This is a genomic window from Sphingomonas sp. ASY06-1R, assembly GCF_052180265.1.
In the GTDB taxonomy this organism is placed as follows: domain Bacteria; phylum Pseudomonadota; class Alphaproteobacteria; order Sphingomonadales; family Sphingomonadaceae; genus Sphingomonas_I.
On sequence record NZ_CP197464.1, the window covers coordinates 96723 to 121533 of the forward strand.

Here is a 24811-nt window from a genome sequence, read left to right on the forward strand (position 1 = left end):
AGGGCCGAAATGGTAAATCTTGGCGGCGTGTACGACTTCTTTTCGGGCCGCCCGCCGCACCCTTCGCGCCCTCCGTTGACGGCGTGGTTCTCCCGGTAGTGGCAAGAGATTGGTCGGCCATGCCCGTGCCCGTGCTGCGGGTTGAGCCTAAGTCATTTTGTTATGACTATTTTGCCCTTGGCTTGACGATGACATCGGCAAGACTTCGCGATGCGATGAGCCTGCCGCCGGAGAATGTACATTATATCGACGTCGATTGCTCCAATTGCCCCGAGGGCGTGCAGGCAATGACCTATAAGGTCCTTGAGATACGCGCCTTCGCAAATCCGCTTGATCGGGAGCGCACGGGGCCGGGCACGTTCATCGATGTCGAAACACCGGCAGGCCCAACCTTCGTCTGGAAGCGGGAGACGTCAGGGCCGCACGCCCCGACGCCTCGCATTGCTTGGCGTGAAGACTTCCTTGCGCCGGCGCCGTTGTTTCAGGTCCCCGGCACGAACTGGACCCTTGCCACGGAGGCGCTGGCGGAAAGAGTCACGCGGGCCGGCATTACCGACGTGATGTTCCTGGACGTCAGGAATAACGGAATGCGTGCCGGCATGCTGCCGAAGCGTCCGTAGGCAAAAGCCCGTACCAAGCGTGCCGGCCGATCTTCGAGTGTGTTTAGGATTGGAAGGTAGCCGGCTGCCCGTACTTCGAGGCTTAACCGGGCTCCCGTGCACAAGCAGCTGAGGAATGCACTATGTTTTCTACGCGGCGGCTCGTGCCAGCCGGTCGTTGATGGCGACCCCCAATCCGACGTTGGGGATGGGGGCAACCGCGATGGCGGGGGCAGCGCTGGCATCGGCCTGATGGAGCAGGTCGAACAGCTGGGCGGCCGCCTCGGCCAGATCGCCCAGGGGTGACAAAGACACCTGGCCCGCCACCGCACCGAAGCCGATCAGCCACTCGCCCTCGCGCGCGGCCTGCGCATTCAGCCGGATCGGCTTGGACGGAGCATAATGTTGGGTGAGCTGGCCGGGCGCCTCGATCGCGGTCGTCGCGGCCATGTTGATCGGCAGGCCGGCTACTTCCGCTGCCTGCTCGGCGCTGATCGGGCCGGGACGCAGGACGCGCACCCCGTCGTCCTCGACCGCGACGATAGTGGATTCCAGGCCGACCGAGGGCGCACCGGCGTCGAGGATCAAGGGGATGGCGTGGCCGAGCGAGGCCAGGACATGCGCTGCGCGGGTGGGGCTGATCGTGCCGCTGGCATTGGCCGACGGCGCGGCGAGCGACGTGCCGGTGGCGGCGAGCAAGGCCCGCATCGCCGGATGTGCCGGCACGCGCACGGCGATGGTCGAAAGGCCCGCCGTCGCCAGCGACGCAATCGGGTTGCCGGGCCGGAGTGGCGCGACGATGGTGAGCGGCCCGGGCCAGAAGGCGGCGGCGAGACGGCGGGCGCCCACGGGCAGATCGGCGAGGCGTTCGGCTGCGGCCAAATCGAGCACATGGACGATCAGCGGGTTGAACGACGGCCGGCCCTTGGCGGCGTAGATGGCGGCCACCGCATCGCCGCGCGTGGCATCGGCGGCAAGGCCGTAGACGGTCTCGGTCGGCACCGCGACCGGGCGACCGTCCGCGATCAAGCGCGCGGCTTCGGCAATGGCGGTATCGTCGAAGGGAAGGATGCGGGCGGTCGTCACGTCACGCCGCCTAGCAAAGCCGGGGCGTTTGCCCAACTCAGGCGGTGACGCGGTCGATCAAGTCCGCCGGGTCGATATCCAGCCGCCGGATGCGCGAGACGATCTCCGGCCATTCCTCGTCCAGGAATTGCGAGCGTGCCGCCACGCGCAACCGCTGGGTCGCGCCATGATCGACGAACATGCCGACGCCGCGCCGGACAGTGACGAGCCCGTCTTCCTGGAAGGATTGATAGGCCTTGGCGACGGTGAGCGGATTGGCGCCCTGATCGGCGGCGAAGGCGCGGACGGAAGGAAGCGCGTCGCCCTCCTGAATCCGGCCATCGAGGATCATCGCGACGATCTCGTCACGGAGGCGAAGATAAACAGGGCGATCCGAAGCGGCCATTGCGTTATGCTGTGGTAACACAGTGCGGCGCGGGCATGCAAGGTTGCGCTCCGCCGATCATCGGCAGGGGCAGGCGGCTGACCGCTATCCCTGCCATTCCGAGATGACGGCGCCCAGCTCCGGCCGCGGCCGTTCATCGAGTGGGCGGCTGGGCGTGCCGAGGAACATGAAGCCGGCGATCCGCTCGCCGGTCTGGCCGAAGGCGTCGCGGACAATATCGGAATAAGCGGCCCAGCCGGTCAGCCAGCCGCCGACCAGTCCTTCGGCATGGGTGGCGACGAGCAGGTTCATGCAGGCGGCGCCGGCCGACAATTCCTGCTCCCAGATCGGGATATGGCTGGCATGGGCCGGCGCGGACAGGACCACCACCAGGGTGGGCGCCTGATGCGAGAACTGGCGGATCGCCTCCAGCTCGACCTTGCCCGGATCGGGCCGTTCGGCGCGATAGGCCTGCTCCAGCAAGGCGGCCAGCGCCTCGCGCCGATCGGCGGGCACGACCACGAAGCGCCAGGGCGCGAGCTTGCCATGATCGGGCACGCGGGTGGCGGCGGCGAGGATGCGGGTGAGCTGTTCCGGCGTCGGGCCGGGCGCGATCATGTCGCGCGGCTTGCCCGAACGGCGGGTGGCCATCAGGGCGGCGGGGGAGGAGAGATCGTTGAATGCCATGCCCTTTCGCTAACAGCGCGGGCGTTGCGCAACAATCTTCTTCCCACGCGCAATTTCGAAGCTAGTCTCCGCCGCAATCGCGCCGCCTGAGCGCAAATCCTTCTGAAAGGCCCGCATGGAGACCCCCACCGAAGCTTCGCCTGTCGAGCCGGATATCAGCCATATCAATCCCGCCGACGAGAAGACCTGGTTCGGCCATCCCCGCCAACTCGCCCGATTATTCACGACCGAGATGTGGGAGCGGTTCGGCTTCTACGGCATGCGGGCGCTGCTGACGCTGTATCTCACCAAACATTTCGTGTTCGGCGATCGCGAGGCGACCGGCCTCTATGGCGGCTATACCGCGCTTGTATATTTGACGCCGCTGATCGGCGGCTATTTGGCCGACCAATATCTGGGCTTCAAGCGCGCGGTGAAGTTCGGCGCGATCCTGATGTCGTGCGGCTATTTCGTTCTGTGCTTCGGCGGACCGGCGGCCAAGCCCTACGCGACGATCGAAGGCCAGCGCTACGAGGTCCAGATCGAAACGGTTGCGGGCACCGAAACCCAATATCTGGTCGATCACGGCAAGCTCTTGCGCATCAAGGGCAATGACGACGGATCGATCGCGCTGATGGACGGCGCCACGGTGGCGCGGTCCCTGCCCAAGGGCGGGCTGGTCGCCGGCGGCGAGCGCAATCCCTTCTACGTCATGATCCTGCTGACCGCGCTCAGCATGATCTCGGTCGGCAACGGCTTCTTCAAGCCGAACATCTCGACCATGGTGGGCGAATTATACGCGGTCGGCGACCGACGACGCGATACCGGCTTCACCATCTTCTATATGGGCATCAACCTCGGCTCCTTCTTCTCCCAGCTCCTGTGCCCGTTGCTGGCCGATACGGTCGGCTGGTGGGCCGGCTTCGGCCTCGCCGCGATCGGCATGGCGTTTTCGTGGAGCCTGATCCAGTTCGATGGCGGCAAGCTCAAGGGCTATGGCGATCCGCCGGTCCGCGACGGGCCGAACCGCGCCATCCCGATCTATATCGGCGCGCTGTGCGTCGTGCCGATCTTCTACTTCCTTTACGTCAACCTGATGAATGCGGAGCCGCAGGTGCCAGGATCCGGCATCATCGGCTATATCGCGTCGCTGTCCCTGATGGGTAAGATGCTGTTCGGCACCTTCATCATCGCGGTGCCCGCGATCATGGTCTGGTCGGCCAGGGTCGGCGACAAGCGCGAGTTTCAGATGATGCTCGCCGCCATGGTGATGATCGTGTTCAACGTCGTCTTCTGGACCCTGTTCGAACAGGCCGGATCGTCGCTGACCCTGTTCGCCGATCGCAATACCGATCTCTACGTCTTCGGCCTGTTCCGCATCAGCGCGGGGCAGACGCAATTCTTCAATGCGGCTTTCATCATCATCTGTGCGCCGATCATGAGCCTGCTGTGGAATGCGCTGGCACGGCGCAACCTGGAGCCGTCGGTGCCCGTGAAGTTCGCGATCGCGCTGATCCTGGTGGGGGCGGGCTTCCTGTTCCTGGTCTGGGGCGCGTCGATGGTCGGGCCGACCTTCAAGGTCGCGATCTGGTGGCTGGCGGGCCTCTATCTGATCCACTCGGTGGCAGAGCTCTGCATTTCGCCGGTCGGGCTATCGATGGTGACCAAGCTCTCGATCGTGCGCATCGTCGGCATGATGATGGGCCTCTGGTTCCTGTCGATCTCGGTCGCGCAATATGTCGCCGGCATTGTCGCCCAGGTAGCCAGCGTCGAGACGGTCGGTGGGCAGGTCACCAACCTGCAGGTCAGCCTGAACACCTATACCAACGTCTTCTGGACGATCGGCTGGGTGTCGGCGCTGATCGGCGTCGTCCTGCTCGCAATCTCCCCGCTCATCAGGAAGTGGATGCACGGTGTCCAATAAGCTTGCTTTCTTTGCCGCGGCCTTGCTGCTCGGCGGCTGCGCGACCCAGCAGGATGCGAAGCCGCGCAGCGCGTCCGCCAGCACTTCCAGCCGCGACCGGGTGGCGGAGCCGTGGACGGGCGATCCCTTCCCCTCCACCTATCACGCCTATCCCGGCGTCCCGACCTTGGTGACCAACGTCACCATCTATGATGGGGAGGGCGGCCGGATCGACGGTGGTTCGGTGCTGTTCGCGGACGGCAAGATCAGCGCGCTTGGCAAGACGGTCGCGGCGCCGGCCGGCGCGACCGTGATCGACGGCACCGGCAAATGGGTCACGCCCGGTGTGATCGACGTGCACAGCCATCTCGGCGTCTATGCCTCGCCCAGCGTGAAGGCGCTGTCCGACGGCAATGAGATGACCAGCCCGACGACGCCGGAAGTCTGGGCCGAACATAGCGTGTGGCCGCAGGATCCGGGCTTCAGCCGCGCGCTCGCCAATGGCGGCGTCACCACGCTGCAGATCCTGCCGGGATCGGCCAATCTGATGGGCGGCCGATCGGTCACGCTCAAGAATGTCTATGCGCGCACGACCCAGGCGATGAAATTCCCCGGCGCGCCTTATGGCTTCAAGATGGCGTGCGGCGAAAATCCCAAGCGTGTCTATGGCGACAAGGGCCGTGCGCCCTCCACCCGCATGGGCAATATCGCGGTCGATCGCGCCACCTGGCAGCAGGCGGTGGAATATAAGCGCCGCTGGGACAAATATGAGAAAGATGGCGGCGACGCCCCCAGCCGCGACCTTGGCATGGATACGCTGGCGGGCGTGCTCGACGGCAAGATCCTGGTCCACAACCATTGTTACCGCGCCGACGAAATGGCCAACGTCATCGATATGGCCAAGGAGTTTGGCTATCACGTCACCGCCTTCCATCACGGGGTCGAGGCGTACAAGATCGCCGACTTGCTCAAGGCCAGTGATGTCTGCGCGGTGGTGTGGGCGGATTGGTACGGCTTCAAGATGGAAAGCTATGACGGCATTCCGGAAAATCTGGCGATCCTGCAGAAGACCGGCACCTGCGCGATGATCCATTCGGATGACGAGAATGGCATCCAGCGCCTTAACCAGGAAGTCGCCAAGGCGCTGGCCGCCGGGCGCCGGGCCGGCATCGTGATCCCGGATGAAGTGGCATGGGAATGGCTGAGCTATAATCCCGCCAAGGCGCTCGGCATCGCCGATCGCACGGGCAGCCTGAAGCCCGGCAAGATGGCGGACGTGGTGCTGTGGAACGGCAATCCGCTGAGCGTCTATACCCGGCCCGACAAGGTCTGGATCGACGGCGCGCTGCTCTATGATGCGCATGATCCCAAACGACGACCGGTATCCGATTTCGAGCTCGGCCAGCCCGGCGAAGGAGACGTGAAGTGAAGCGGCTCCTGCTCTGCGCAACCGCGCTCCTCGCCATGCCGGCAATGGCCGATACGGTCGCGCTCACCGGCGGCACGGTCGCCATCGGCGACGGCTCCCAGCCGATCCCCAACGGCACCGTCGTCATCCGCGACGGCCGGATCGTCGCCGCCGGCGCCAATGTCGCCGTTCCCGCCGGCGCCCGCGTGGTCGACGCCAGCGGCAAATGGGTCGCGGCCGGCATCGTCGCCGGCTTCAGCAATGCGGGCCTCGTCGATGGCGAAGGGATCGAGGAAACCTACGATGCCGGCGCGGGCAAGTCCGTGTTCAACGCCGCGATCGATGTTTCCGCCGCCATCAATCCGGCCAATCAGTCGATCGCGATCGATCGCGCCGGTGGCGTCACCCGCGCGCTGGTGGCGCCGGAAGCGGGCAATTCGCTCTTTGCCGGCCAGGGTGCGGTGATCGATCTGGGCGCGGACGATGCGCCCGTCACCCGGCCGCGCGCCTTTCAATATGCCGAATTGGGCGAGGATGGCGCGGGCAAGGTCGGCAGCCGGCCCGTCGCTTATGTGATGCTGCACGATGCGCTGGCCCAGGCGAAGGAGGTGTCGCGCGGCGGCGATTGGGGGCGGAGCAAGGATTCGCTGATCACGCGCACCGACGCAGCCGCGCTGGTGCCGGTGATCGACGGCCGCATGCCGCTGATCGTCCATGCCGAGCGCGCCAGCGATATCCTGCAGGTCTTGTCGCTCAAGCAGACTTATCCGGCGATGAAGCTGGTGCTGCTGGGCGCGAGCGAGGGCTGGATGGTGGCGCCGCGCATCGCGGCCGCGCATGTGCCGGTCATCGCCGCCGGTCTGGCCGATCTGCCGGCGGCGTTCGAACGCGCGGCGGCGACCGAGTCCAATGTCGGGCGTTTGGCCAAAGCCGGCGTGACCGTCGCGGTGTCGACCGTGGATGTGTCGACCGAGGGCGGCCAGCGCAATGTCCGCCAATATGCCGGCAACCTGGTTGCGATCACGCGCGTGCCCGGCATGACCGGGCTGGATTGGGGCGCCGCCTTCGCCACCGTCACATCCGGCCCGGCGGCGGCGATCGGCATGGATGGCGAGATCGGATCATTGCGCCCCGGCCGCCGCGCCGACGTGGTGCTGTGGGATGGCGATCCGCTGGAGCTGTCCTCGGCCCCCGTCGCGGTATGGATCGACGGCGTGCAGCAGCCCTTGACCAACCGGCAGACCCGGCTGCGCGATCGCTACCTGACGCCCCAGGAAGGCGCCCTGCCGAAGGCCTATGAGCGGTAAGCGGCGGCGCTCTGCCTGACGGGGGGGGGGCGTGCTGCGCCCCTCCTCTTCGCCGTGCCGGCGGCGCTGATGCTGCGGCAGGCGGACGATCGGTGCGCAGGCCTGACTTTGCGTCTCGATCCCGAACGGCGTTAAAGCGGCACCGGACCATATGGATACGAACATGACGCGCAAATATTTCGGAACCGACGGCATTCGCGGCCGCACCAACGAAGCGCCGATGACGGCAGAGATTGCGATGCGCGTCGGCCAGGCGGCGGGTGCCTATTTCCTGCGCGGCACGCATCGCCACCGCGTGCTGATCGGCAAGGATACGCGCCTGTCCGGCTATATGATGGAAAGCGCGCTGACGGCCGGCTTCACCTCGGTCGGCATGGATGTGGTGCTGGTCGGGCCGATGCCGACGCCAGCGGTCGCGATGCTGACCAAATCGATGCGCGCCGATCTGGGCGTGATGGTTTCCGCCAGCCACAATCCCTTTGCCGATAACGGCATCAAATTGTTCGGGCCCGACGGCTATAAATTGTCGGACGAGGCCGAGGCCAAGATCGAACGCGCGATCGAGGCGCCGCCGAAGCTGGCCGCCGCCGAACAGATTGGCCGTGCCCGCCGCGTCGACGATGCCCAGGGCCGCTATATCAGCATCGCCAAATCGACCTTCCCCGATCATCTGCGGCTGGATGGGCTGCGGATCGTGATCGATTGCGCCAATGGGGCGGCTTATAAGGTAGCACCGGATTCCTTGTGGGAATTGGGGGCGGACCTGATCCAGATCGGGGTGACGCCCAACGGCACCAATATCAACGACAAGGTCGGATCGACCGCACCCGCCGCGCTGCAGGCGAAAGTGATCGAGACGCGCGCCGATATTGGTATCGCGCTGGATGGCGATGCCGACCGGCTGATCGTGGTGGACGAGAAAGGGCAGATCGTCGACGGCGATCAGCTGATGGCGCTGATCGCAACCTCGGCGGCGCGCACGCAGACGCTGAAGGGCGACGGCATCGTGGCGACGATCATGTCGAACCTCGGCCTGGAACGCTTCTTGTGGGGGCAGGGCGTCGCGCTGCACCGGACCCCGGTCGGCGACCGTTACGTCGTCGAAGCGATGCGCGCGGGCGGCTATAATATCGGCGGCGAGCAATCGGGCCATATCGTGCTGGCCGATCACGCCACCACCGGCGACGGCCTGATCGCAGCGCTGCAGGTGCTGGCGGAACTGGTGACCCAGGGCCGCCCGGCGAGCGAGCTGTTGAAACTGTTCGATCCGCTGCCCCAGCTGTTGAAGAATGTCCGCTTCGCCGGCGGCCAGCCGCTGGAGGACGACAAGGTCAAGGCCGTGATCGCCGGCGCGGAGAAGGAACTGGAGGGCAATGGCCGTCTCGTCATCCGTAAGTCCGGCACAGAACCGCTGATCCGCGTGATGGCGGAGGGTGAGGACGAGACGCTGGTGGCGGCGGTGGTGGATCGCATCTGCGACGCGGTGCGCAAGGCCGCCTGATGATCCCACGCATCCTGGCGATCGCCGGATCGGATTCCGGCGGGGGTGCGGGCATCCAGGCGGATATCAAGACGATCACGATGTTGGGCGGCCATGCCATGACCGCCATCACCGCGATCACCGCGCAGAATACGCTGGGCGTGCAATCGGTATTCGCGGTGCCGATCGCGGAGATCGAGGCGCAGGTCGCTGCGGTCGCCGACGATCTGGGGGTGGATGCGATCAAGATCGGCATGCTGGCGACGGGCCCTATCGTCCGTGCGGTACGCGCCATGCTGGCCGGGATCGATGCGCCGATCGTGGTCGATCCGGTGATGGTGTCCACCAGCGGCGCCACGCTCAACGCCGATGGCACCGCCGCGGCAATGCCGGCCTTGTTCGCGATTGCGCGGCTGATCACGCCGAACGCGCCGGAGCTTGCGGTTCTCACCGGGCGGTCGGTGGAGGATGAGGCGTCCATGGTCGCAGCCGCGCAAGCGCTGGCGGCGCGGCATCGCTGCGCCGTGCTGGCCAAGGGCGGCCATCTGCCGGGATCGCAGGTGGTCGATATATTGGTGGAGGCCGACGGCACGAGGACGCGCTGGTCGGATGTGCGGATCGAGACGCGCCACAGTCATGGTACCGGCTGCACGCTGTCGAGCGCGGTTGCCACCGGTCTGGGGGCGGGCCTGCCGCTTACGGATGCGATCGTGACGGCGCGGGCCTATGTGCGGGCGGCGTTGCTCGCGGCACCGGGCCTGGGTGCAGGGGACGGGCCGATGGGGCACGGCCTGGGCCGTGCCTATGTCCCCGATCCCGCCTGACCGGCGTCAATCGGGCGCGGGAACCGGTATCTCCGCCGTGCGTGCGGCACCTTCGATATAATCGCGCCATAACAGGATCAGGATCGCCATTGTCGCCGGGCCGACGAACAGGCCCAGCAGGCCCAGGCTTTCGACGCCCCCCAGAATGCCGATCAGCACCCACAGGAAGGGCAAGCGGGTCGATCCGCCGATCAGATAGGGGCGGACGAAATGGTCGGCGATGCCCACGACCACCAGGCCGATGACGATAATCGCGATCGCCCAGCCGACCGCGCCCTGGCCGATCAGCATCAGCGCGGCGATACCGAACAGGACGGCGGCACCGAAGGGAATCATGGCCGCGACCGCGGTCAGCAGGCCCAACAGCAAGGGATGGGGCACGCCCGCGATCAGGTAGAAGACCGCCATGACGGCGCCCTCGCCGATGCCGACCAGCACCAGCCCGTCGATCGTGCCACGCACCGAACGGATCAATTGGGTGCCGAGGCGGTCGCCGCTGCTGCCAAGCGCGCGCGTGCCCGCGATCTTGAGCTGGGCGACGAAGCCGTCGCGTTCGCGCAGCAGGAAGAACAAGGCGACGAGCGTGAAGGCGAACACCACGCTGCGATGAAGCAGGTTGCGCCCGACCAGCTCGGAATTGCCGCCCAGGACGGAGCCGCGCACGCGATCCCATTGCAGGGCCGTACCCTCGGGCGTGGCGAGATTATCCTGCCACCAGCCCGAAATCTCATTGGCGAAGGGCATTTGCCGGACCCAATCGGGCTCGGCCAGGCCGTTGGCGCGGGCATCGGCCAGCCAGTGGATGACGGTGCGTGCCTCCCGCGCGGCCTCGACCACGCCGATCGTCAGCGGCGCCAGCACGAGCAGCGCGATCAGCAAGGTGGCGATGCTCGGCAGCCAGGCCTTGCGCCCGCCCGGCCAGCGATCCTCGGCGCGGGCATAGAGCGGATCGATCGCGATCGCGATGATCGCCGCCCACAGCAACGCCGGGATGAAGGTAGCGCTCAGCCAGATGGCGAATAGCGCCAGTCCGATCCCGAGCGAGGCCTTGGCAATGCGCTGTGCGCGCCGATGATCGTGGGTGATTTCCTCCGCCATGGCGCGTTGTCTGCGCCGGGGCGTGGGCGCGCGCAAGCCGTGGATCGTAGGGATTGCGCGCCAAAGGGGCGTGACGGCGCGATTCCGTCACGGCATAATGCAGCCGTGGCCACGAACCGCCCTTTCTACCGCAAACGCGCCAGCCTGTTCCCGCCGGTAATCGGCTGCGACGAGGTTGGTCGCGGCGCGCTGTGCGGCCCGGTGGTGGTGTGCGCCGTGTGGTTCGAGCCGGAGGCGCTGCCCAAGGGCGTGCTCGGCCGCCTCGACGACAGCAAACGGATCGATCGGGCGGAGCGGGAGGAATTATACCCCGTGATCGCGCGCGTCAGCCGGGTGTCGTTCGCGGCGCGATCGGCCCGCTATATCGATCTCTACAATATCCGGAACGCGACGCTGCAGGCGATGACCCAGGCGGTGACCCGGCTGGAGATTGACGCGCCGGTGCGGATCGACGGCATCGATGTGCCGCGCGGCCTCTCCGGCGATGCGCAGGCGGTGATCAAGGGCGACGGCAAGGTCCCGCAGATCGCGGCCGCCTCTATCCTCGCCAAGGTGTTACGCGATCGGCTGATGGCCAGACTGGGCCGCCGCCATGCTCATTATGGCTGGGAATCCAATTCCGGCTACGGCACCCAGGTGCACCGCAAAGCCATTATCGATCATGGCCATACCCGCCATCACCGCTGCTCGTTCGGCGATCTGTTCACGATCTCAACCGGCGCCGAGCGCCTGATCGCGCAGCCCGGACCAGACCCGCACGGCCTGGACGGTTTCGAAGACGTCGTGCACGCGTAGCAGCTGGACGCCCTGCGCAACGCCAATCATGGCGAGCGCGATCGAACCGCCCAGCCGCCGATCGGCCGGCGCCTCCCCCGCCAGGGCCGCGATCGATCGCTTGCGGCTGACCCCCAGCAGGATCGGGCAGCCCAGCCCGTGCAACAGCGACAGGCCGTTCAACAGCGCCAGATTGTGCACCAGCGTCTTGCCGAAGCCGATGCCGGGATCGATCAGGATTCGCGCCCGATCGATCCCGGCGGCAACGGCGGCGTCGATCCGCGCCGCCAGCCAGTCATAGACCTCGATCAGGACGTCGGCATATTGCGGATCCTGCTGCATCGTCTCGGGCGCGCCCTGATGATGCATCAGCACGATCGGGCAGCCGCGCCGCGCGACCAGGGCGGCAGCGCGATCGTCCCAGGTCAGTGCCGACACATCGTTGATCAGCGCGGCGCCAGCGTCCAGCGCGGCCGCCATGACATCGGCCTTGCGCGTATCGATCGACATTGCGACGCCGGCCCGGTGCAGGGACGCGATCACCGGCTGCACGCGCGCGATTTCCGCATCGGCGGGAACGAGCTGCGCCCCCGGCCGGGTGGATTCGCCCCCGACGTCGATCAACGCCGCGCCGGCATCGCGCATCGCCAAAGCGCGCGCGAGCGGATCGTCGGTGCTGCCACCGTCGGAGAAGCTGTCGGGCGTGACGTTGAGGATGCCCATCACCTGCGGCCGATCGAACGCAAGCTGCGTTGCGCCGAGCACCAGCGGCGCCCGTGGGGCGGTGAGGTTGGCCAGCACCGCGCGCGCCTGCGCCGCCAGAGGACGCGGCAGGGCATCGATGGCGGCCGTGAGCGCCTCGACCGGGATCAGCGACTGGCGCACCCGGCGGGCGCCCTGCGCAACGATCATCTCGACCGCGGCAAAATAGGTCAGGCCGCCTGCCAGACGCATGACCGATCCACCCGCGGGCGCATCGACGAAGCCGGTCGGGCGAAGATAGATGCGCGCGTCGGTCAGCGTCACGCGGTGGTACCCAGCAGCCGTCCCAGGCCGATCGTGATCACCATCGCCGCCGCGCCCAGGATCAGGACGCGCAGGACCGCCGGGACCACGGGCGCGCGCCCCGTGCGTGCTGCTATTGCCCCCAGCGCGCCCAGCAATGTCAGCGACACCAGGATCACCAGGATCGGCACGCGGCGGAATGGCGTCAGCGCCGCCACCGCCAGCGGAAGGGCGGCACCGACCGCGAACGAGGCGGCGGAGGCGAGCGCGGCCTGCACGGGCCGGGCGGCATTATGCTTGGACAGGCCCAGCTCGTCGCGGGCATGGGCGCCCAGCGCATCATGATCCATCAATTGCTGCGCGACCTCGCCCGCCAGCGGCGGCGCCAGGCCGCGCTTGACGTAGATGCCGGTCAGTTCGCGATGTTCGCCGACCGGATCCTCATGCAGTTCGCGTGCCTCCCGGCGCAGATCGGCCTGTTCCAGATCCGCCTGGGAACTGACGCTGACATATTCGCCCGCCGCCATCGACAGCGCGCCCGCGACCAGCCCGGCGCTGCCCGCGATCAGCATCGCATGCGGCTCCGACGACGCGCTGGCGACGCCGACGATCAGGCTGGCGGTGGAAAGGATGCCGTCATTGGCGCCCAGTACCGAGGCACGCAGCCAGCCGATATGGGTGATGGCGTGGGTTTCGGTATGACGAACATGATATGGCATGGCGATCCCTGGTCGGCCGGCCGCAGCTGATCCCCTCTCTCTCGCACGATAGGGGGTGTGGCAAGAGCGACGCCGGGAGGAGGCGGGCCACCGTGGCGGCTTTATCCCCATCGCGCGCCGGTCTAGGATCGTTCGCATGCAGATGTGGCCCAAGGCGCGATCGTGGGGCGCACTTCTCGTCCTGCTGGCGCTCGCCGCCTGTTCGGGCGGCAATTTCCGCCCGGTCAGCGACACGCCGGTGCGGATCGGCGCGCCCTATAATGTGCGGGGCACGCGCTTCGTGCCCGCGCCCGATCCCAGCTACGACATGCTGGGCTATGCCAGCTGGTATGGCACCGAATCGGGCAAGCATACTGCCAATGGCGAACGCTTCCGGCCCGATTGGATCACCGCCGCGCATACGACCCTGCCGCTGCCGACCTATGTCGAGGTGACGTCGCTCGCGACCGGTCGGCGGATCATTGTGCGGGTGAATGATCGCGGGCCGTTCGTCAAAGGCGCGCGCATCCTCGATCTGTCGCGGGGGGCGGCGACGCAGCTGGGGATCAAGGCGATGGGTGTCGCTGCGGTGCGCGTCCGCCGGGTCGAGCCGTCCGAGCGCGATCGCGCGCGCCTGCGTAAAGGCCAGCCCGCGCGCGACCTTGCGCCCGTGCCCCAGAGCACGCTCCAGAACCTGCGCCGGCAGCTTGCCACCGCCGGCTATTAGGCGCGCACACGGATAAGTGGGGTGTCAGCCTTTCCCGGTGGCAGGGATGGGGCGTTTGCCCTTGGTGCGGCTGGTCAAATGATAATGCCCGCACCGATCGCAGCGATAGATCCTCAGGACGATGCTGGCGTCCCGCGCGACCTGCCGCGCCTCTTCCTCGGTCGCATAATGCGCCTTCTTGCGACAGATGCTCAGCCGGGTCCGCATCGCCGCACCCCGGCGTCAGAGCGACAGGCCGGCCAGATGCTGTTGGCGGAGCGTGTCGATCGGGACAAGATTACCGCCCTGTTCGATATGCCAGAAGGTCCAGCCGTTGCAGGACGGCGCATTCTGGAGCGTCGAACCGAGGCGGTGGATCGATCCGCCCTGGGTGCCGCACAGCAGCGAGCCGTCCGCCTTCACCTCCGCCTGCCAGCGGCGCTTGGCGTCCATCAGCACGGTGCCGGGGGCGATCAGGCCGCTTTCGACCAGCAGGCCGAACGCCACGCGCGGCGTCGCCGCTTTCTCCGGCACGCCGACCATCGCGCTCTCGTCCAGCGGCAGGGTGGAGGCGATGCGCGCACGGGCGGCGTCGACATATTTGGTCTCGCGGTCGATCCCGATCCAGCGGCGGCGGAGGCGCCGCGCGACCGCGCCGGTGGTGCCGGTGCCGAAGAAGGGATCCAGCACGATGTCGCCTGGTTTGCTGGCGGCCAGCATCACGCGATATAACAGCGCTTCGGGCTTCTGGGTCGGATGGGTCTTGTGCCCGTCATCGCCCTTCAGCCGCTCCGCCCCGCCGCAGATCGGCAGGCTCCAGTCGGACCGCATCTGCACGTCGTCGTTCAGGCCCTTCATCGCGCGATAGTTGAAGGTGTAGCGCGCTTTCTCGCCCTTGGAGCACCAGATCATCGTCTCATGCGCGTTGGTGAAGCGGGTGCCCTTGAAATTGGGCATGGGATTGGCCTTGCGCCAGATGATGTCGTTCAGGATCCAGAAGCCCGCATCCTGCACCGCGGCGCCGACGCGGAAGATATTATGATAGCTGCCGATCACCCATAAGGTGCCGTCATCCTTCAGGATGCGGCGCGCCTGCTCCAGCCAGGCGCGGGTGAAGCGGTCATAGGCTTCGAAGCTGTCGAACCGATCCCAATGGTCCATCACCGCATCGACGCGGCCGCCCTCGGGCCGGTGCAGATCGCCGCCGAGCTGCAGATTGTAGGGCGGATCGGCAAAGATCATGTCGATACATTTGTCGGGCAGCTTGGCCATCTCGGCCACGCAATCCCCGGTCAAAATGGTGTCGAGCGGCAGCAACGCCAGCGTCGGGCGCAGTTCCGCCTTTCGTATCGGCCTTAGCGCACCCACCCAGCAAACCCCCGGAATCTCGAACGAAGCATGCCTGATGGCGGCGCCGGGAGTCCGCGGTCAAGCCCATGTCGGCGCGCCGCGGCCCCGCTTTGCCGTGGCGCGGGAGGGGGCGACAAAAAGTTATCCACAGGATGTGGGAGTCCAGCGCGCGTGTGCCCCTCTAGGGGTTGTGGGTGTTGCGCAAAAGACTCGCCCGGGCGCCGATTGAAAGATTATCTGTGCTTGAGGCGGGTACGGCCTGCCGCTAACACGGCCCAAAGACGTCAATCATGGGGACGAAAAGATGGCCGAAACCGGCGCACCTATCGATCTTCCCGCGCACGAGCGGGCTTATTCGCGCTTCATCGGCCTGTTCAAATATGGTGCGATTGCCTGTTTCTTAATCGCGATGTTCGTTATCTTTTTGATCAAGGGCTGATCGAATGCCCCTCCGTCTCGCGGTTTTGAAGGAAACGGCAGACGGGGAAAAGCGTGTCGCCGCCACGCCGGAGACGATCAAGAAATATCTCGGCCTGGGCGCCGCCGTCGCGGTTGAGGCGGGCGCGGGCGAAGCCGCGTCCATTTTCGATCAGGCGTTTGTCGATGCCGGCGCGACGGTGGGCGATCGCGTCGCCACGCTGGCCGGTGCGGATATTGTGCTGGGCGTGCAAGGCCCCGATCCCGCAGCGCTCACCGGCGCGAAGACGGGCGCCTGGATCGTCGCGGGCCTCAACCCGTTCGGCGATCGCCCCCGGATCGATGCCTATGCGGCGGCCGGTTTCGAAGCGCTGGCGATGGAATTCATGCCCCGCATCACGCGCGCCCAATCGATGGACATATTGTCGTCCCAGTCGAATCTGGCGGGCTACAAGGCGGTGCTGGATGCGGCATCCGAATATGGCCGCGCCTTCCCGATGATGATGACCGCCGCCGGCACGGTCTCGGCCGCGCGCCTGTTCGTGATGGGGGTCGGCGTGGCCGGGTTGCAGGCGATCGCGACCGGACGGCGGCTGGGCGCGCAGGTATCCGCCACCGACGTGCGGTCCGCGACGAAGGAGCAGATCCTGTCGCTCGGCGCCAAACCCATTTTCGTGGAGAATGTCGCCGGGATCGAGGGCGAGGGATCGGGGGGCTATGCCGCCGAAATGTCGCCCGAATATCAAAAGGCGCAGGCGGATCTCGTGTCCAGCCACATCGCCAAGCAGGATATCGTGATCACGACCGCGCTGATCCCGGGGCGCCCTGCCCCGCGCCTGATCAGCGATGCGCAGATCGCCACCATGCGCGCCGGCAGCGTCATCGTCGATCTGGCGGTGGAGCAAGGCGGCAATGTCGAAGGCGCCCGGCTGGGTGAGATCGTCGAACGCCATGGCGTCAAGATCGTCGGCCACCGCAACGTGCCCTCGCGGCTGGCGGCGGATAGCTCCGCGCTGTTCGCGCGCAATCTGTTCAACTTCCTGTCCGCTTTCTGGGACAAGGACGGGGGACTGCCGGTGCTCGATGCCGAAATCGGGGATGCCGTCCGTCTCACGCAAAGCGGCCAAGTGGTGAACGCACGATTGTTAAGCTGAAGGAAGGACGCTGCGCATGGACTTCATCGCGATCCTGTCGATCTTCGTCCTCTCCTGCTTCGTCGGCTATTATGTCGTGTGGTCGGTCACGCCGGCGCTGCACACACCGCTGATGGCGGTCACCAATGCGATTTCCTCGGTCATCATCGTCGGCGCCCTGATCGCCAGCGCGGCCGGTGTTCTGCCGACCGTTTCCGCGCCCATCCTTCCGGCGGGGCCGTCCCACGCGATGATCGCGGATAGGGACATCGCCCCAACCGGCACGCTGATCGAGCACGAGGCGGTCGTCGCATCGCCGCCGGCCGCGCCATCCAGCGCCGGCCACACCCTATCGAAGTGGCTGGGATTGATCGCGGTCGCGCTGGCGAGCGTCAACATCTTCGGGGGCTTTGCGGTCACCGCGCGCATGCTGGCGATGTACAAGAAAAAGGATCGGCCAGCGGTCGCCAAATAAGGCGGGCGCGGCAGGGGCGTGAAGGAAAGCAGATGGAGCAGGCGGTGAACCCCTGGGCGATGCTCGCCTATCTCGTGGCCGGGGTCTGCTTCATCCTCGCGCTGCGCGGTCTGTCCAGCCCGACGAGCAGTCGCCGCGGTAACCGCTTCGGCATGTTCGGCATGGCGCTGGCGGTCGGCACCACGCTGGTCACGCACCATGTCGGTTCGATGTGGGAGATCGCCGTTGCGATCCTGATCGGCGGCGGGGCCGGCTTCGTCATCGCGCGCCGGATCGCCATGACGGCGATGCCGCAATTGGTGGCGGCCTTCCACTCACTGGTCGGGCTGGCGGCCGTGCTCGTCGCCTGCGCCGCCTATCTAAACCCGCAGGCCTTCGGCATCGCCGACGCCGACGGCCTGATCCATCAGGTCAGCCGGATCGAGATGGGGCTGGGCGTCGCGATCGGTGCGATCACCTTCTCCGGCTCCGTCATCGCCTTCCTGAAGCTCAACGGCAATATGTCCGGCAAGCCGATCCTGCTGCCCGCGCGCCACGTCATCAATCTCGGTGTGCTTGCCGGCATTCTCGGCCTGATCGCCTATTTCCTGGTGGATCAGGCGCCGTGGATATTCTTCACGATCACGCTGCTCAGCTTCGTGATCGGCTTCCTGCTGATCGTGCCGATCGGCGGCGCGGACATGCCGGTCGTCGTCTCTATGCTGAACAGCTATTCCGGCTGGGCGGCGGCGGCGATGGGCTTCACGCTGCATAACAGCGCGATGATCATCACGGGTGCGCTGGTCGGCTCGTCCGGTGCGATCCTGTCCTACATCATGTGCCGGGCGATGAACCGCAGCTTCCTGTCGGTCATCGCCGGCGGATTCGGCGGGGACGCGGGCGGCGCGGCGGGGGCTGCGGCGATCGATCGCCCGTGGAAGCGCGGCTCGGCCGAGGATGCGGCCTTCCTGATGAGCCAGGCGGAACAGGTCATCATCGTGCCCGGCTATGGCATGGCCGTGGCGCAGGCCCAGCATGCGCTGCGCGAGATGGGGGATCAGTTGAAGGCGCAGGGCGTGACCGTGAAATATGCGATCCATCCGGTCGCCGGGCGCATGCCAGGTCATATGAACGTGCTGCTGGCCGAAGCGAACGTGCCGTATGACGAGGTGTTCGAACTGGAAGACATCAATTCCGAATTCGCGCAGACCGATGTCGCCTTCGTGATCGGCGCCAACGACGTGACCAACCCCGCCGCCAAGACCGATCGCAGCTCCCCCATTTACGGCATGCCCGTGCTGGACGTCGAAAAGGCGAAAACCGTCCTCTTCATCAAGCGCAGCATGGGCGGTGTCGGATATGCCGGCGTCGATAATGAACTTTTTTATCGCGACAACACTATGATGCTGCTCGCCGACGCCAAGAAGATGGTCGAGGAGATCGTCAAGGCGTTGGCGCACTGAAACCGGCCCAGGGGAAGGGCCCTCAAAAGGAGGCGTGAATGGTAACAATGGGCTCGATCTTGAACGGTACGTTCGCTTTTTTGCGGACGCAGTGGAAAGCTGTGGCGATATGGACCGCCATCCTGTTCGCCGCTTCGCTGATTTCCGCCGCGCTCTTCATGGGGCCTATCTACACTGCGCGCCTCCAGACCATGCAGACGGGCATGCCCGCCTCCGGCGCGGTCGGCTCGGCCATCCTGGTCGGATTGCTGTTCGTCCTCCTGTTCACCGTGCTGTGGGCCGCGGTCTTTCGCGCGGTGTTGCGTCCGGAAGAACGTAGTTTCGCATATCTCCGTTTGGGAATGGACGAATTGCGCCTGCTGGGTGCTGTCCTGATCGTTCTCGTCGGTGGCTATCTCGCATTCCTCGTCCTCGGCATCTTCACCGGGGTGATCGTCGGGATTATCGGGGGAGCGGCCGGTCTGTCTGCGGGGGTCGGCATCGGCGCGATACTGGGCATTGCGCTTATCGTCGGCGCGATCTGGGTCGCCGTTCGCATTTCGCTGTTCGGCCCGCTCACGCTGGTCAAACGCAAGATCATTATCGGTCCGGCCTGGTCGCTCACCCAGGGCGCGTTCTGGCCGCTCTTCGGCGCCTATTTCGTGATCGGCCTGATCCTGTTCGTCGCCTACGCTATCCTGATGGCGACACAGATGGGCTCGATCATCGGCGATATGGCGCGCCCCACCGATCCGGCCGCAGCGTTGCGGGTCGCCGAATGGCAGGCCGCGCACTATGCGAATGCCTTCTCGGGAGGCGCCCTTATCGTCACTGTTCTACAGGCGATCGTCGGTGGCGTCGGGATGGCGCTGCAGGCCGGCTCAACCGCCGTTGCGGCCGACCGCCTGTTGGGCGGCGGCGGTGCACCACGCGACCTGCGCGCCGTCTACGAATGATCGAGCGATTGTTATCGATGTCAAAAAAAGACGGCTAAATTATCGATATCGAACCAAAGCGGACTATCCGGTGCAAACCTCCTTAGCCGGAAACGCATCGGATAAGTCCGCTTTGGCGATAATGGCTAGCAACGCGGCCAAAAGTCCCGCTAAGCGTCGAATATGTTGCTAGGGGGCGTGATAGCGCGACCATCGCCGGTCGCATCGAACGATTGTCGCCAATGAGCGAGCCTACGGACGAAGGTTCGCCTCAGCTGCGTCAACTCAGCGCGGAAGTGGATCGGATCGCACGCGCGCTCGCGAAGCTTTCGGCGCCGAAGACGAACGAGCCCCCGCCCAATATTCTGGAGCGTCGGCACCAGCCGGATCGTCGTGCCCAGCCGGATCGGCGCGATACGGCTCGCGCGGAAATGCTCGCGACCATTCGCGGGATCATTCGGGCGCGCCGCATGCGCGAACAATTCTTCAACGCCGATCTGTTCGCCGATCCCGCCTGGGATATGCTGATCGATCTGCTGCATGCGCGGTTGGAACAGCGCCCGGTGGCGGTCTCTAGCCTGTGCATCGCGGCGGCGGTTCCACCCACCACCGCGCTTCGCTGGATCAAGCGCCTGACGGATGAGGGCATCTTCGTTCGCACCGCGGATCCGCTCGACGGCCGGCGTATCTTCATCGACCTGTCCGATGCCGCTGCCGAGAATATGTCGGCCTATATCCAGCAGATCGGCCGCATGGGGTTCGCCTTCCTGCAGGACTGAGCGTTCGTCAGGCAGCGGCTGCAATTAGGATCGCGGCCACCAGCGCAATCGGGTCGACATCGGCAGAGGGGGCAGGCTTGCCAGCTCGGCGTCGGTGTGGACGCGATCCACCCGGCTTCCGTTCGGTATCAACGACGATCATGGGCTTCGGCCTCACGCGGATGGGGTTGGCACTCTCCGCCAGCCTCGTGAGATCAATTCGTACGCTAATCCCGTAATTTACCCGCGTTACGACGCGGCGTTGCGTCGGGCGCGGATCCGCGCCAATCCACCGGCATGACGTTACCGCCCACCCCCTGCCTGGTGCTGGATCGCGATGCGCTCGATCGCAACATCGCCCGTATGGCCGCCTTCGCGAAGGTGCGCGGGCTGCGCCTGCGGCCGCACGCCAAGACGCATAAGAGCCGGGCGATCGCCGCGCGTCAGGCAAAGGCCGGCGCGGTCGGGATTTGCTGCGCGACATTGTGGGAGGCGGAACAGCTTGCGGGCGCGGCGCCTTCGATCCTGCTGACCTCGCCGGTGGCGGGGGCTGCCTCGGCCGCCCGGATCGCGGCCCTGCTGAGGCGGCAGGTGGCGCTGTCGGTCGTGGTGGATCATCCGGCCTTTCTCGCCGCGCTCGATGGGCAACTGCCCGCCGACGCACCGCTCGGCATCGTCATCGATATCGATCCCGGCATGGGGCGCAGCGGCGTCGCCGCGCCGCAAGATGCGGTGGCGCTGGCGCGCGCCGTCTCGGCCCGGCCGGACCTGCGCTATGACGGCATCCAATTCTACTGTGGAAGCGAGCAGCACATCCCCACTTTGGCCGCGCGCAAGGACGCCATTGCCGCGCGCAATCTGCGGCTGGCGGAAACGATAGCGGCCCTGGCCGCCGCCGGCCTGCCGCCCCCGGTGGTGACGGGTGGGGGGACGGGCACGCATGGCATCGACGCGGATGCCGGCCTGCTGACCGAATTGCAGCCGGGTTCCTACATCTTCATGGATCAGGATTATGGCGCCTGCGAACTGGGCGGGGCGGGGCCGTTCGAGACGGCGTTGCAGGTGCATGCCACCGTCGTCAGCGCCAATCATGCCGGCTGGGTAACGATCGACGCCGGGATCAAGGCGCTGGCGACCGACAGTGGGCAGCCCCTGGTGACATCCGGCATTTCCGCGGGAAGCGCCTATCGTTTCACCGGCGATGAGTTTGGGCGGCTGGACCTTCCGGCGGATGCTCCCCAGCCGATGGTCGGTTCAAGGATTGTCCTGACGGCCTCCCATTGCGATCCGACCGTCAACCTCCACGATATATATCATCTTACCGGCGCCGCACTGACCGAAGCTTCCTGGCCGATCGATGCGCGCGGCCATGGCGATCGGGTATCGCCGGGTTAATTGCGCAGGTCGCGCTCCGCTTCGTCGATCGCGGCGAGCAGTCCGTTGAAATCATGACCCTCGTCGATCCGATAGGCGCGCTTGAAGCCACGGCCCAATATCGCGAGATCATATTCGGACAGAAGACCCACCGCGACAACGCGATGCTTCTTCCCGTCCTGGGAATTTTCGTCCGGATAGGCATCGCCACTCATACTCATGCATCTCCAACCGGCCAGACCGATGTAAGTTGCCATCGTTTAGCGGCCGGAATGGCGCTGTGTTAGATCATCGGCGCGGGCCGCCGCCGGAACAGCACCGGATGGCGACATGTGGTGCAGCGCGCAAAGGTGCTTGCATCCTGACGCATCGGGGCGCGCCACCGATGCAGCCCCACCAAACATAACCAACGCATGCACCATCTCCCCAACGTCTGGGAGGGTTAGACGCGCACCGGGCCGAAACGATCCGCCGGGCCGGCGCCGCGATGATCGCGGCCAATTAAGGTTGGTCGCTGCCGGGAACGGGCTGGGAGTGATGGGGCACCAGGATCAGCGATCCGCCCTCGACCCGCCAGCTTTCCAGCCGCGAGAGGAAGTTCATGCCGATCACCTCGGTATTGCCGAAGGCGGGGGAGACGACCACCGCCAGCCGCCGCGCGACGATATTGCCAATCCGTAACTCGTCCACCGTCGCGGTCTGCGCCGTCACCGGGCCGTTGGCGGTGTTGAGAATGACAGGGAAGACCGCCGGATCGGGCCGCACGCCCAGCGCGGCCGCGGTATCGGCGGACAAGGCGGTGATCGTAGCACCGCTATCGACCAGCATGCGTCGCTTCAGCCCACCGATCTGGGCCGTCACCCAGAAATGGCCGTCAGACGCCATCGGCACGCGCAACTCCCGGCCGGAAACCTGTTGCTGATCCCCCTCCAGGTTGAACAGCCGGGTCAGCTTCGCAAAATAGGGGTCGAGCCGCTGCCGTTGCTGGACCGCGCCGAACAGCAGGAACAGGAGCACGCACCAGGACGCCAGGCGGATCAGCGTTCCGATCACGGGGATACGCCGCGTGATCAGGTTGACCAGGATCAGGCCAGCGACGCCGCATAGGAAGTATAGCAGCAGATTGGGGGGCAATGACGGCATGCGTGGGGATGATCCTGACGTCAGGAACATGTAACCGCTCGCCGCCCGGTTCAATGGGCCTTGGGCGGATCGCCCTGTGCGGGCCGCACAGTCATGGTCTGGCCGAGCTCGCTGAGGAACAGCAGTATGGCCGGGGTCACCAGGGCCATGCCGGTCAGGGCGGTCGCCCACCAGCCGCCATGGCCAAGGGTCCAGCCGGCCAAGGACGAACCGATCGCGCCGCCGATGAAGACGCAGGTCATATAGCTGGCGTTGATCCGGCCGCGCGCTTCCGGAAGGATCGAATAGAGCACGCGCTGGCCGATCACCTGATTGAACTGGGTGCCGGCATCCAGCGCGATCGCCGCGATCGCCAGCGCGATCAGCGCGTGCGTTGTGCCGCTCCACCCGGCCAGCAGCCATGCCGCCAGCGCAGCCGCCAGCGAGCCAAAGGTGCCGCTGCGGATCCAGTTGCGATCCGCCGCGCGTCCGGCGATCGGGGCCGCCAGCGCGCCGCCCGCGCCGGCCAGCGCGAACAGGCCGATGCCGATTTGACCCAGGCCAAATATGCGGGCCAGCAGCAACGGCACCGCCGTCCAGAACAGATTGAATGCGGCGAATAGGCTCGCCTGATAGGCGGTGCGCCGGCGGATCACCGGCGTGCGGAGCAGCAACAGCAGGCTCGATTGCAAAATCTGGCCATAATGCAGGCCGGGCGCCGGGCGCCGCTGGGGCAGCGCAAACGCCAACACCGCCGCCAAAGCCAGCGACGCTACCGCCGACACGCCGAAGATCAGGCGCCATCCGCCAATCACCGCCAGGCCATTGGCAACCGGCCGCGCCAGCATGATGCCGGCGATCAATCCGCCCATGATGTTGCCAACCACGCGGCCACGCCTGTGTTCGGGCGCGAGATGCGCGGCCAGCGGTACCAGCACCTGCGCGCCGACCGAGCAAAAGCCGGTGAGGAAGGAGAAGAGCAGGAAGGTCGCCGCACTGCGCGCGAACAGGATGCCCACCAACCCCAGCGTCGCGCCACCCAGCAACGTCAGGATCAGCCGCTTATTCTCGACCAGATCCGCCAGTGACACGATGAACAACAACCCCGCGCCATAGCCAAGCTGTGTCAGCGTCACGATCAACCCGGCGGCATTGTCGTGCAATCCCAAGGCTGGCGCGATTTCGCCGATCAGCGCCTGCGCATAATAAAGGTTCGCGACCATCAGGCCGCACGCGACCGCAAATATTGCCGTCAGCCCGGCCGGCATCGCTCCGCGTGGGTCGCTCATGCGGCGCGCGTTAGTAGCTTGGCCGGCCGCTGCCTAGGCGCCTGGTGCGGGCGGTTACAAAGGTCATGATGGCCATGCCGCGCGATAGCGATCGCGATCCGTGCGGCATTGGGCCAGATCCTGATCGCCCTGTCGGATGGCGCGCTCGGCGTCGGCGCTGGTCAGACTATGGTCCGGCCGTGTCAGCAGCGGCCCCGGGCGGCATGGATCGGGGATCGCCGATGTCGGTTTCGGAAAGGTCGGGGAAGAGGGCGGCGCGATCGCTTTCGATCCCGCGCACGCGCTCAGCGGCAAGGCAAGGAGCCCCGCCAGCCACGGTCGACGCATAGGCATTCACCTTGTCATACGCGGTCAGGATATGCGGCAATATCCGTGCCATCTCGGCCATGCGGGATGCGTCTGCCGCGATGATGCGGTCACGCGCCGTAAGCCCGGCGCGGGCGGCGGCGTCATGGGCTGCTACGATCCGGGGGAGCTGCGCGGCCTCCGCCTCCGCTCGCCCGGCCGCATAGCGCGCCGCTCCATAGAGCGTGACGATCTTCACCATTATGAAGGCCGCGCAGGCGAGGCTCAGCAGCCCCACGAGGGCCGCCAGTATCTTCCCGCCCATCAGGAGCGA

26 protein-coding genes and 2 pseudogenes are annotated in these 24811 nt (G+C 66.3%); 16 read left to right on the forward strand and 12 right to left on the reverse strand.

Features of this window, described 5'->3' with window-relative positions:
* Window positions 1-119 precede the first annotated feature (119 nt).
* Complete coding sequence (locus tag ACSBM8_RS00465; RefSeq protein ID WP_442679714.1) at window positions 120-620, forward strand: hypothetical protein; 501 nt, start codon at window positions 120-122, stop codon at window positions 618-620.
* 129 nt (window positions 621-749) lie between these two features.
* Here ACSBM8_RS00465 and ACSBM8_RS00470 read toward each other — a convergent pair whose 3' ends face one another.
* From ACSBM8_RS00470 to ACSBM8_RS00480, 3 genes are all read right to left on the reverse strand, one after another.
* On the reverse strand, window positions 750-1685 hold the full coding sequence (locus ACSBM8_RS00470; RefSeq protein WP_442679715.1) for an L-threonylcarbamoyladenylate synthase: 936 nt from the start codon (window positions 1683-1685) through the stop codon (window positions 750-752).
* Between the two features lie 37 nt (window positions 1686-1722).
* A complete protein-coding gene (locus ACSBM8_RS00475; protein ID WP_442679716.1) occupies window positions 1723-2070 on the reverse strand; it encodes a GntR family transcriptional regulator in 348 nt (115 codons plus the stop codon).
* Between the two features lie 84 nt (window positions 2071-2154).
* Entirely contained in the window at window positions 2155-2736 is a 582-nt protein-coding gene (locus tag ACSBM8_RS00480) for a nitroreductase family protein (protein ID WP_442679717.1), read from the reverse strand.
* Window positions 2737-2851: 115 nt separating this feature from the next.
* Here ACSBM8_RS00480 and ACSBM8_RS00485 point away from each other — a divergent pair, with 115 nt between their 5' ends.
* The 5 genes from ACSBM8_RS00485 (at window position 2852) to thiD (ending at window position 9637) form a co-directional block, all read left to right on the forward strand.
* Window positions 2852-4639 carry a peptide MFS transporter gene (locus ACSBM8_RS00485; protein WP_442679718.1) on the forward strand — a complete coding sequence of 596 codons (1788 nt, stop codon included), beginning with the start codon at window positions 2852-2854 and terminating at the stop codon, window positions 4637-4639.
* Window positions 4629-6047: an amidohydrolase gene (locus tag ACSBM8_RS00490; RefSeq protein ID WP_442679719.1), complete on the forward strand. Its 1419-nt coding sequence runs from the start codon at window positions 4629-4631 to the stop codon at window positions 6045-6047. The genes ACSBM8_RS00485 and ACSBM8_RS00490 overlap by 11 nt, the downstream gene beginning before the upstream one ends.
* Window positions 6044-7333: an amidohydrolase family protein gene (locus tag ACSBM8_RS00495; RefSeq protein ID WP_442679720.1), complete on the forward strand. Its 1290-nt coding sequence runs from the start codon at window positions 6044-6046 to the stop codon at window positions 7331-7333. Before ACSBM8_RS00490 ends, ACSBM8_RS00495 begins: the two co-directional genes overlap by 4 nt.
* Before the next feature lie 163 nt (window positions 7334-7496).
* The gene (gene glmM / locus ACSBM8_RS00500; protein WP_442679721.1) at window positions 7497-8834 is read left to right on the forward strand and encodes a phosphoglucosamine mutase; all 1338 of its coding nucleotides are present in this window, start codon (window positions 7497-7499) and stop codon (window positions 8832-8834) included.
* The gene (gene thiD, locus ACSBM8_RS00505) at window positions 8834-9637 is read left to right on the forward strand and encodes a bifunctional hydroxymethylpyrimidine kinase/phosphomethylpyrimidine kinase (RefSeq protein ID WP_442679722.1); all 804 of its coding nucleotides are present in this window, start codon (window positions 8834-8836) and stop codon (window positions 9635-9637) included. Before glmM ends, thiD begins: the two co-directional genes overlap by 1 nt.
* Window positions 9638-9643: 6 nt before the next feature.
* On the opposite strand, the gene ACSBM8_RS00510 is transcribed toward thiD, so the two are convergent.
* Window positions 9644-10735 (reverse strand): AI-2E family transporter, encoded by a 1092-nt coding sequence (locus ACSBM8_RS00510; RefSeq protein WP_442679723.1) that lies wholly within the window; start codon window positions 10733-10735, stop codon window positions 9644-9646.
* A 105-nt stretch (window positions 10736-10840) separates the two neighbouring features.
* Here ACSBM8_RS00510 and ACSBM8_RS00515 point away from each other — a divergent pair, with 105 nt between their 5' ends.
* Window positions 10841-11530, forward strand: coding sequence for a ribonuclease HII (locus tag ACSBM8_RS00515; protein ID WP_442679724.1), 690 nt, complete (start codon window positions 10841-10843; stop codon window positions 11528-11530).
* Here the strand turns inward: ACSBM8_RS00515 and folP are convergent.
* Together folP and ACSBM8_RS00525 are read right to left on the reverse strand one after the other, a co-directional pair.
* Window positions 11447-12463, reverse strand: a complete 1017-nt coding sequence (folP, locus tag ACSBM8_RS00520; protein WP_442681652.1) for a dihydropteroate synthase — start codon at window positions 12461-12463, stop codon at window positions 11447-11449. The genes ACSBM8_RS00515 and folP overlap by 84 nt on opposite strands.
* A 68-nt stretch (window positions 12464-12531) precedes the next feature.
* Window positions 12532-13233, reverse strand: coding sequence for a VIT1/CCC1 transporter family protein (locus tag ACSBM8_RS00525; RefSeq protein ID WP_442679725.1), 702 nt, complete (start codon window positions 13231-13233; stop codon window positions 12532-12534).
* Window positions 13234-13369: 136 nt separating this feature from the next.
* Between ACSBM8_RS00525 and ACSBM8_RS00530 the strand changes: the two genes are divergently transcribed.
* Complete coding sequence (locus ACSBM8_RS00530; RefSeq protein ID WP_442679726.1) at window positions 13370-13939, forward strand: septal ring lytic transglycosylase RlpA family protein; 570 nt, start codon at window positions 13370-13372, stop codon at window positions 13937-13939.
* A gap of 24 nt (window positions 13940-13963) precedes the next feature.
* Here ACSBM8_RS00530 and ACSBM8_RS00535 read toward each other — a convergent pair whose 3' ends face one another.
* Together ACSBM8_RS00535 and ACSBM8_RS00540 are read right to left on the reverse strand one after the other, a co-directional pair.
* Window positions 13964-14146: a hypothetical protein gene (locus ACSBM8_RS00535; RefSeq protein ID WP_442679727.1), complete on the reverse strand. Its 183-nt coding sequence runs from the start codon at window positions 14144-14146 to the stop codon at window positions 13964-13966.
* A 15-nt stretch (window positions 14147-14161) separates the two neighbouring features.
* Window positions 14162-15286 (reverse strand): site-specific DNA-methyltransferase, encoded by a 1125-nt coding sequence (locus ACSBM8_RS00540; RefSeq protein WP_442679728.1) that lies wholly within the window; start codon window positions 15284-15286, stop codon window positions 14162-14164.
* Window positions 15287-15572: 286 nt separating this feature from the next.
* On the opposite strand from ACSBM8_RS00540, the gene ACSBM8_RS00545 reads away from it, so the two are divergent.
* From ACSBM8_RS00545 to ACSBM8_RS00580, 8 genes and pseudogenes are all read left to right on the forward strand, one after another.
* Window positions 15573-15707: an aa3-type cytochrome c oxidase subunit IV gene (locus ACSBM8_RS00545; RefSeq protein ID WP_442679729.1), complete on the forward strand. Its 135-nt coding sequence runs from the start codon at window positions 15573-15575 to the stop codon at window positions 15705-15707.
* Window positions 15708-15711: 4 nt separating this feature from the next.
* Window positions 15712-16839: an NAD(P) transhydrogenase subunit alpha gene (locus ACSBM8_RS00550; RefSeq protein ID WP_442679730.1), complete on the forward strand. Its 1128-nt coding sequence runs from the start codon at window positions 15712-15714 to the stop codon at window positions 16837-16839.
* Window positions 16840-16855: 16 nt separating this feature from the next.
* A pseudogene (locus ACSBM8_RS00555) lies at window positions 16856-17014 on the forward strand (proton-translocating transhydrogenase family protein); the annotation flags it as partial.
* Between the two features lie 141 nt (window positions 17015-17155).
* A pseudogene (locus ACSBM8_RS00560) lies at window positions 17156-17293 on the forward strand (proton-translocating transhydrogenase family protein); the annotation flags it as partial.
* Between the two features lie 32 nt (window positions 17294-17325).
* On the forward strand, window positions 17326-18735 hold the full coding sequence (locus ACSBM8_RS00565) for an NAD(P)(+) transhydrogenase (Re/Si-specific) subunit beta (RefSeq protein ID WP_442679731.1): 1410 nt from the start codon (window positions 17326-17328) through the stop codon (window positions 18733-18735).
* Window positions 18736-18836: 101 nt separating this feature from the next.
* Window positions 18837-19670 (forward strand): hypothetical protein, encoded by an 834-nt coding sequence (locus ACSBM8_RS00570; protein ID WP_442679732.1) that lies wholly within the window; start codon window positions 18837-18839, stop codon window positions 19668-19670.
* A gap of 221 nt (window positions 19671-19891) precedes the next feature.
* Entirely contained in the window at window positions 19892-20428 is a 537-nt protein-coding gene (locus ACSBM8_RS00575; protein WP_442679733.1) for a hypothetical protein, read from the forward strand.
* A 276-nt stretch (window positions 20429-20704) separates the two neighbouring features.
* Window positions 20705-21802, forward strand: a complete 1098-nt coding sequence (locus ACSBM8_RS00580) for an alanine racemase (protein ID WP_442679734.1) — start codon at window positions 20705-20707, stop codon at window positions 21800-21802.
* Here the strand turns inward: ACSBM8_RS00580 and ACSBM8_RS00585 are convergent.
* From ACSBM8_RS00585 to ACSBM8_RS00600, 4 genes are all read right to left on the reverse strand, one after another.
* Complete coding sequence (locus ACSBM8_RS00585; RefSeq protein ID WP_442679735.1) at window positions 21799-22002, reverse strand: hypothetical protein; 204 nt, start codon at window positions 22000-22002, stop codon at window positions 21799-21801. The two genes, ACSBM8_RS00580 and ACSBM8_RS00585, sit on opposite strands and share 4 nt — an antisense overlap.
* A gap of 280 nt (window positions 22003-22282) precedes the next feature.
* Complete coding sequence (locus ACSBM8_RS00590; RefSeq protein WP_442679736.1) at window positions 22283-22924, reverse strand: retropepsin-like aspartic protease family protein; 642 nt, start codon at window positions 22922-22924, stop codon at window positions 22283-22285.
* A gap of 50 nt (window positions 22925-22974) precedes the next feature.
* Window positions 22975-24192 (reverse strand): MFS transporter, encoded by a 1218-nt coding sequence (locus ACSBM8_RS00595; protein ID WP_442679737.1) that lies wholly within the window; start codon window positions 24190-24192, stop codon window positions 22975-22977.
* A gap of 166 nt (window positions 24193-24358) precedes the next feature.
* Complete coding sequence (locus ACSBM8_RS00600; protein WP_442679738.1) at window positions 24359-24802, reverse strand: hypothetical protein; 444 nt, start codon at window positions 24800-24802, stop codon at window positions 24359-24361.
* Window positions 24803-24811 lie beyond the last annotated feature (9 nt).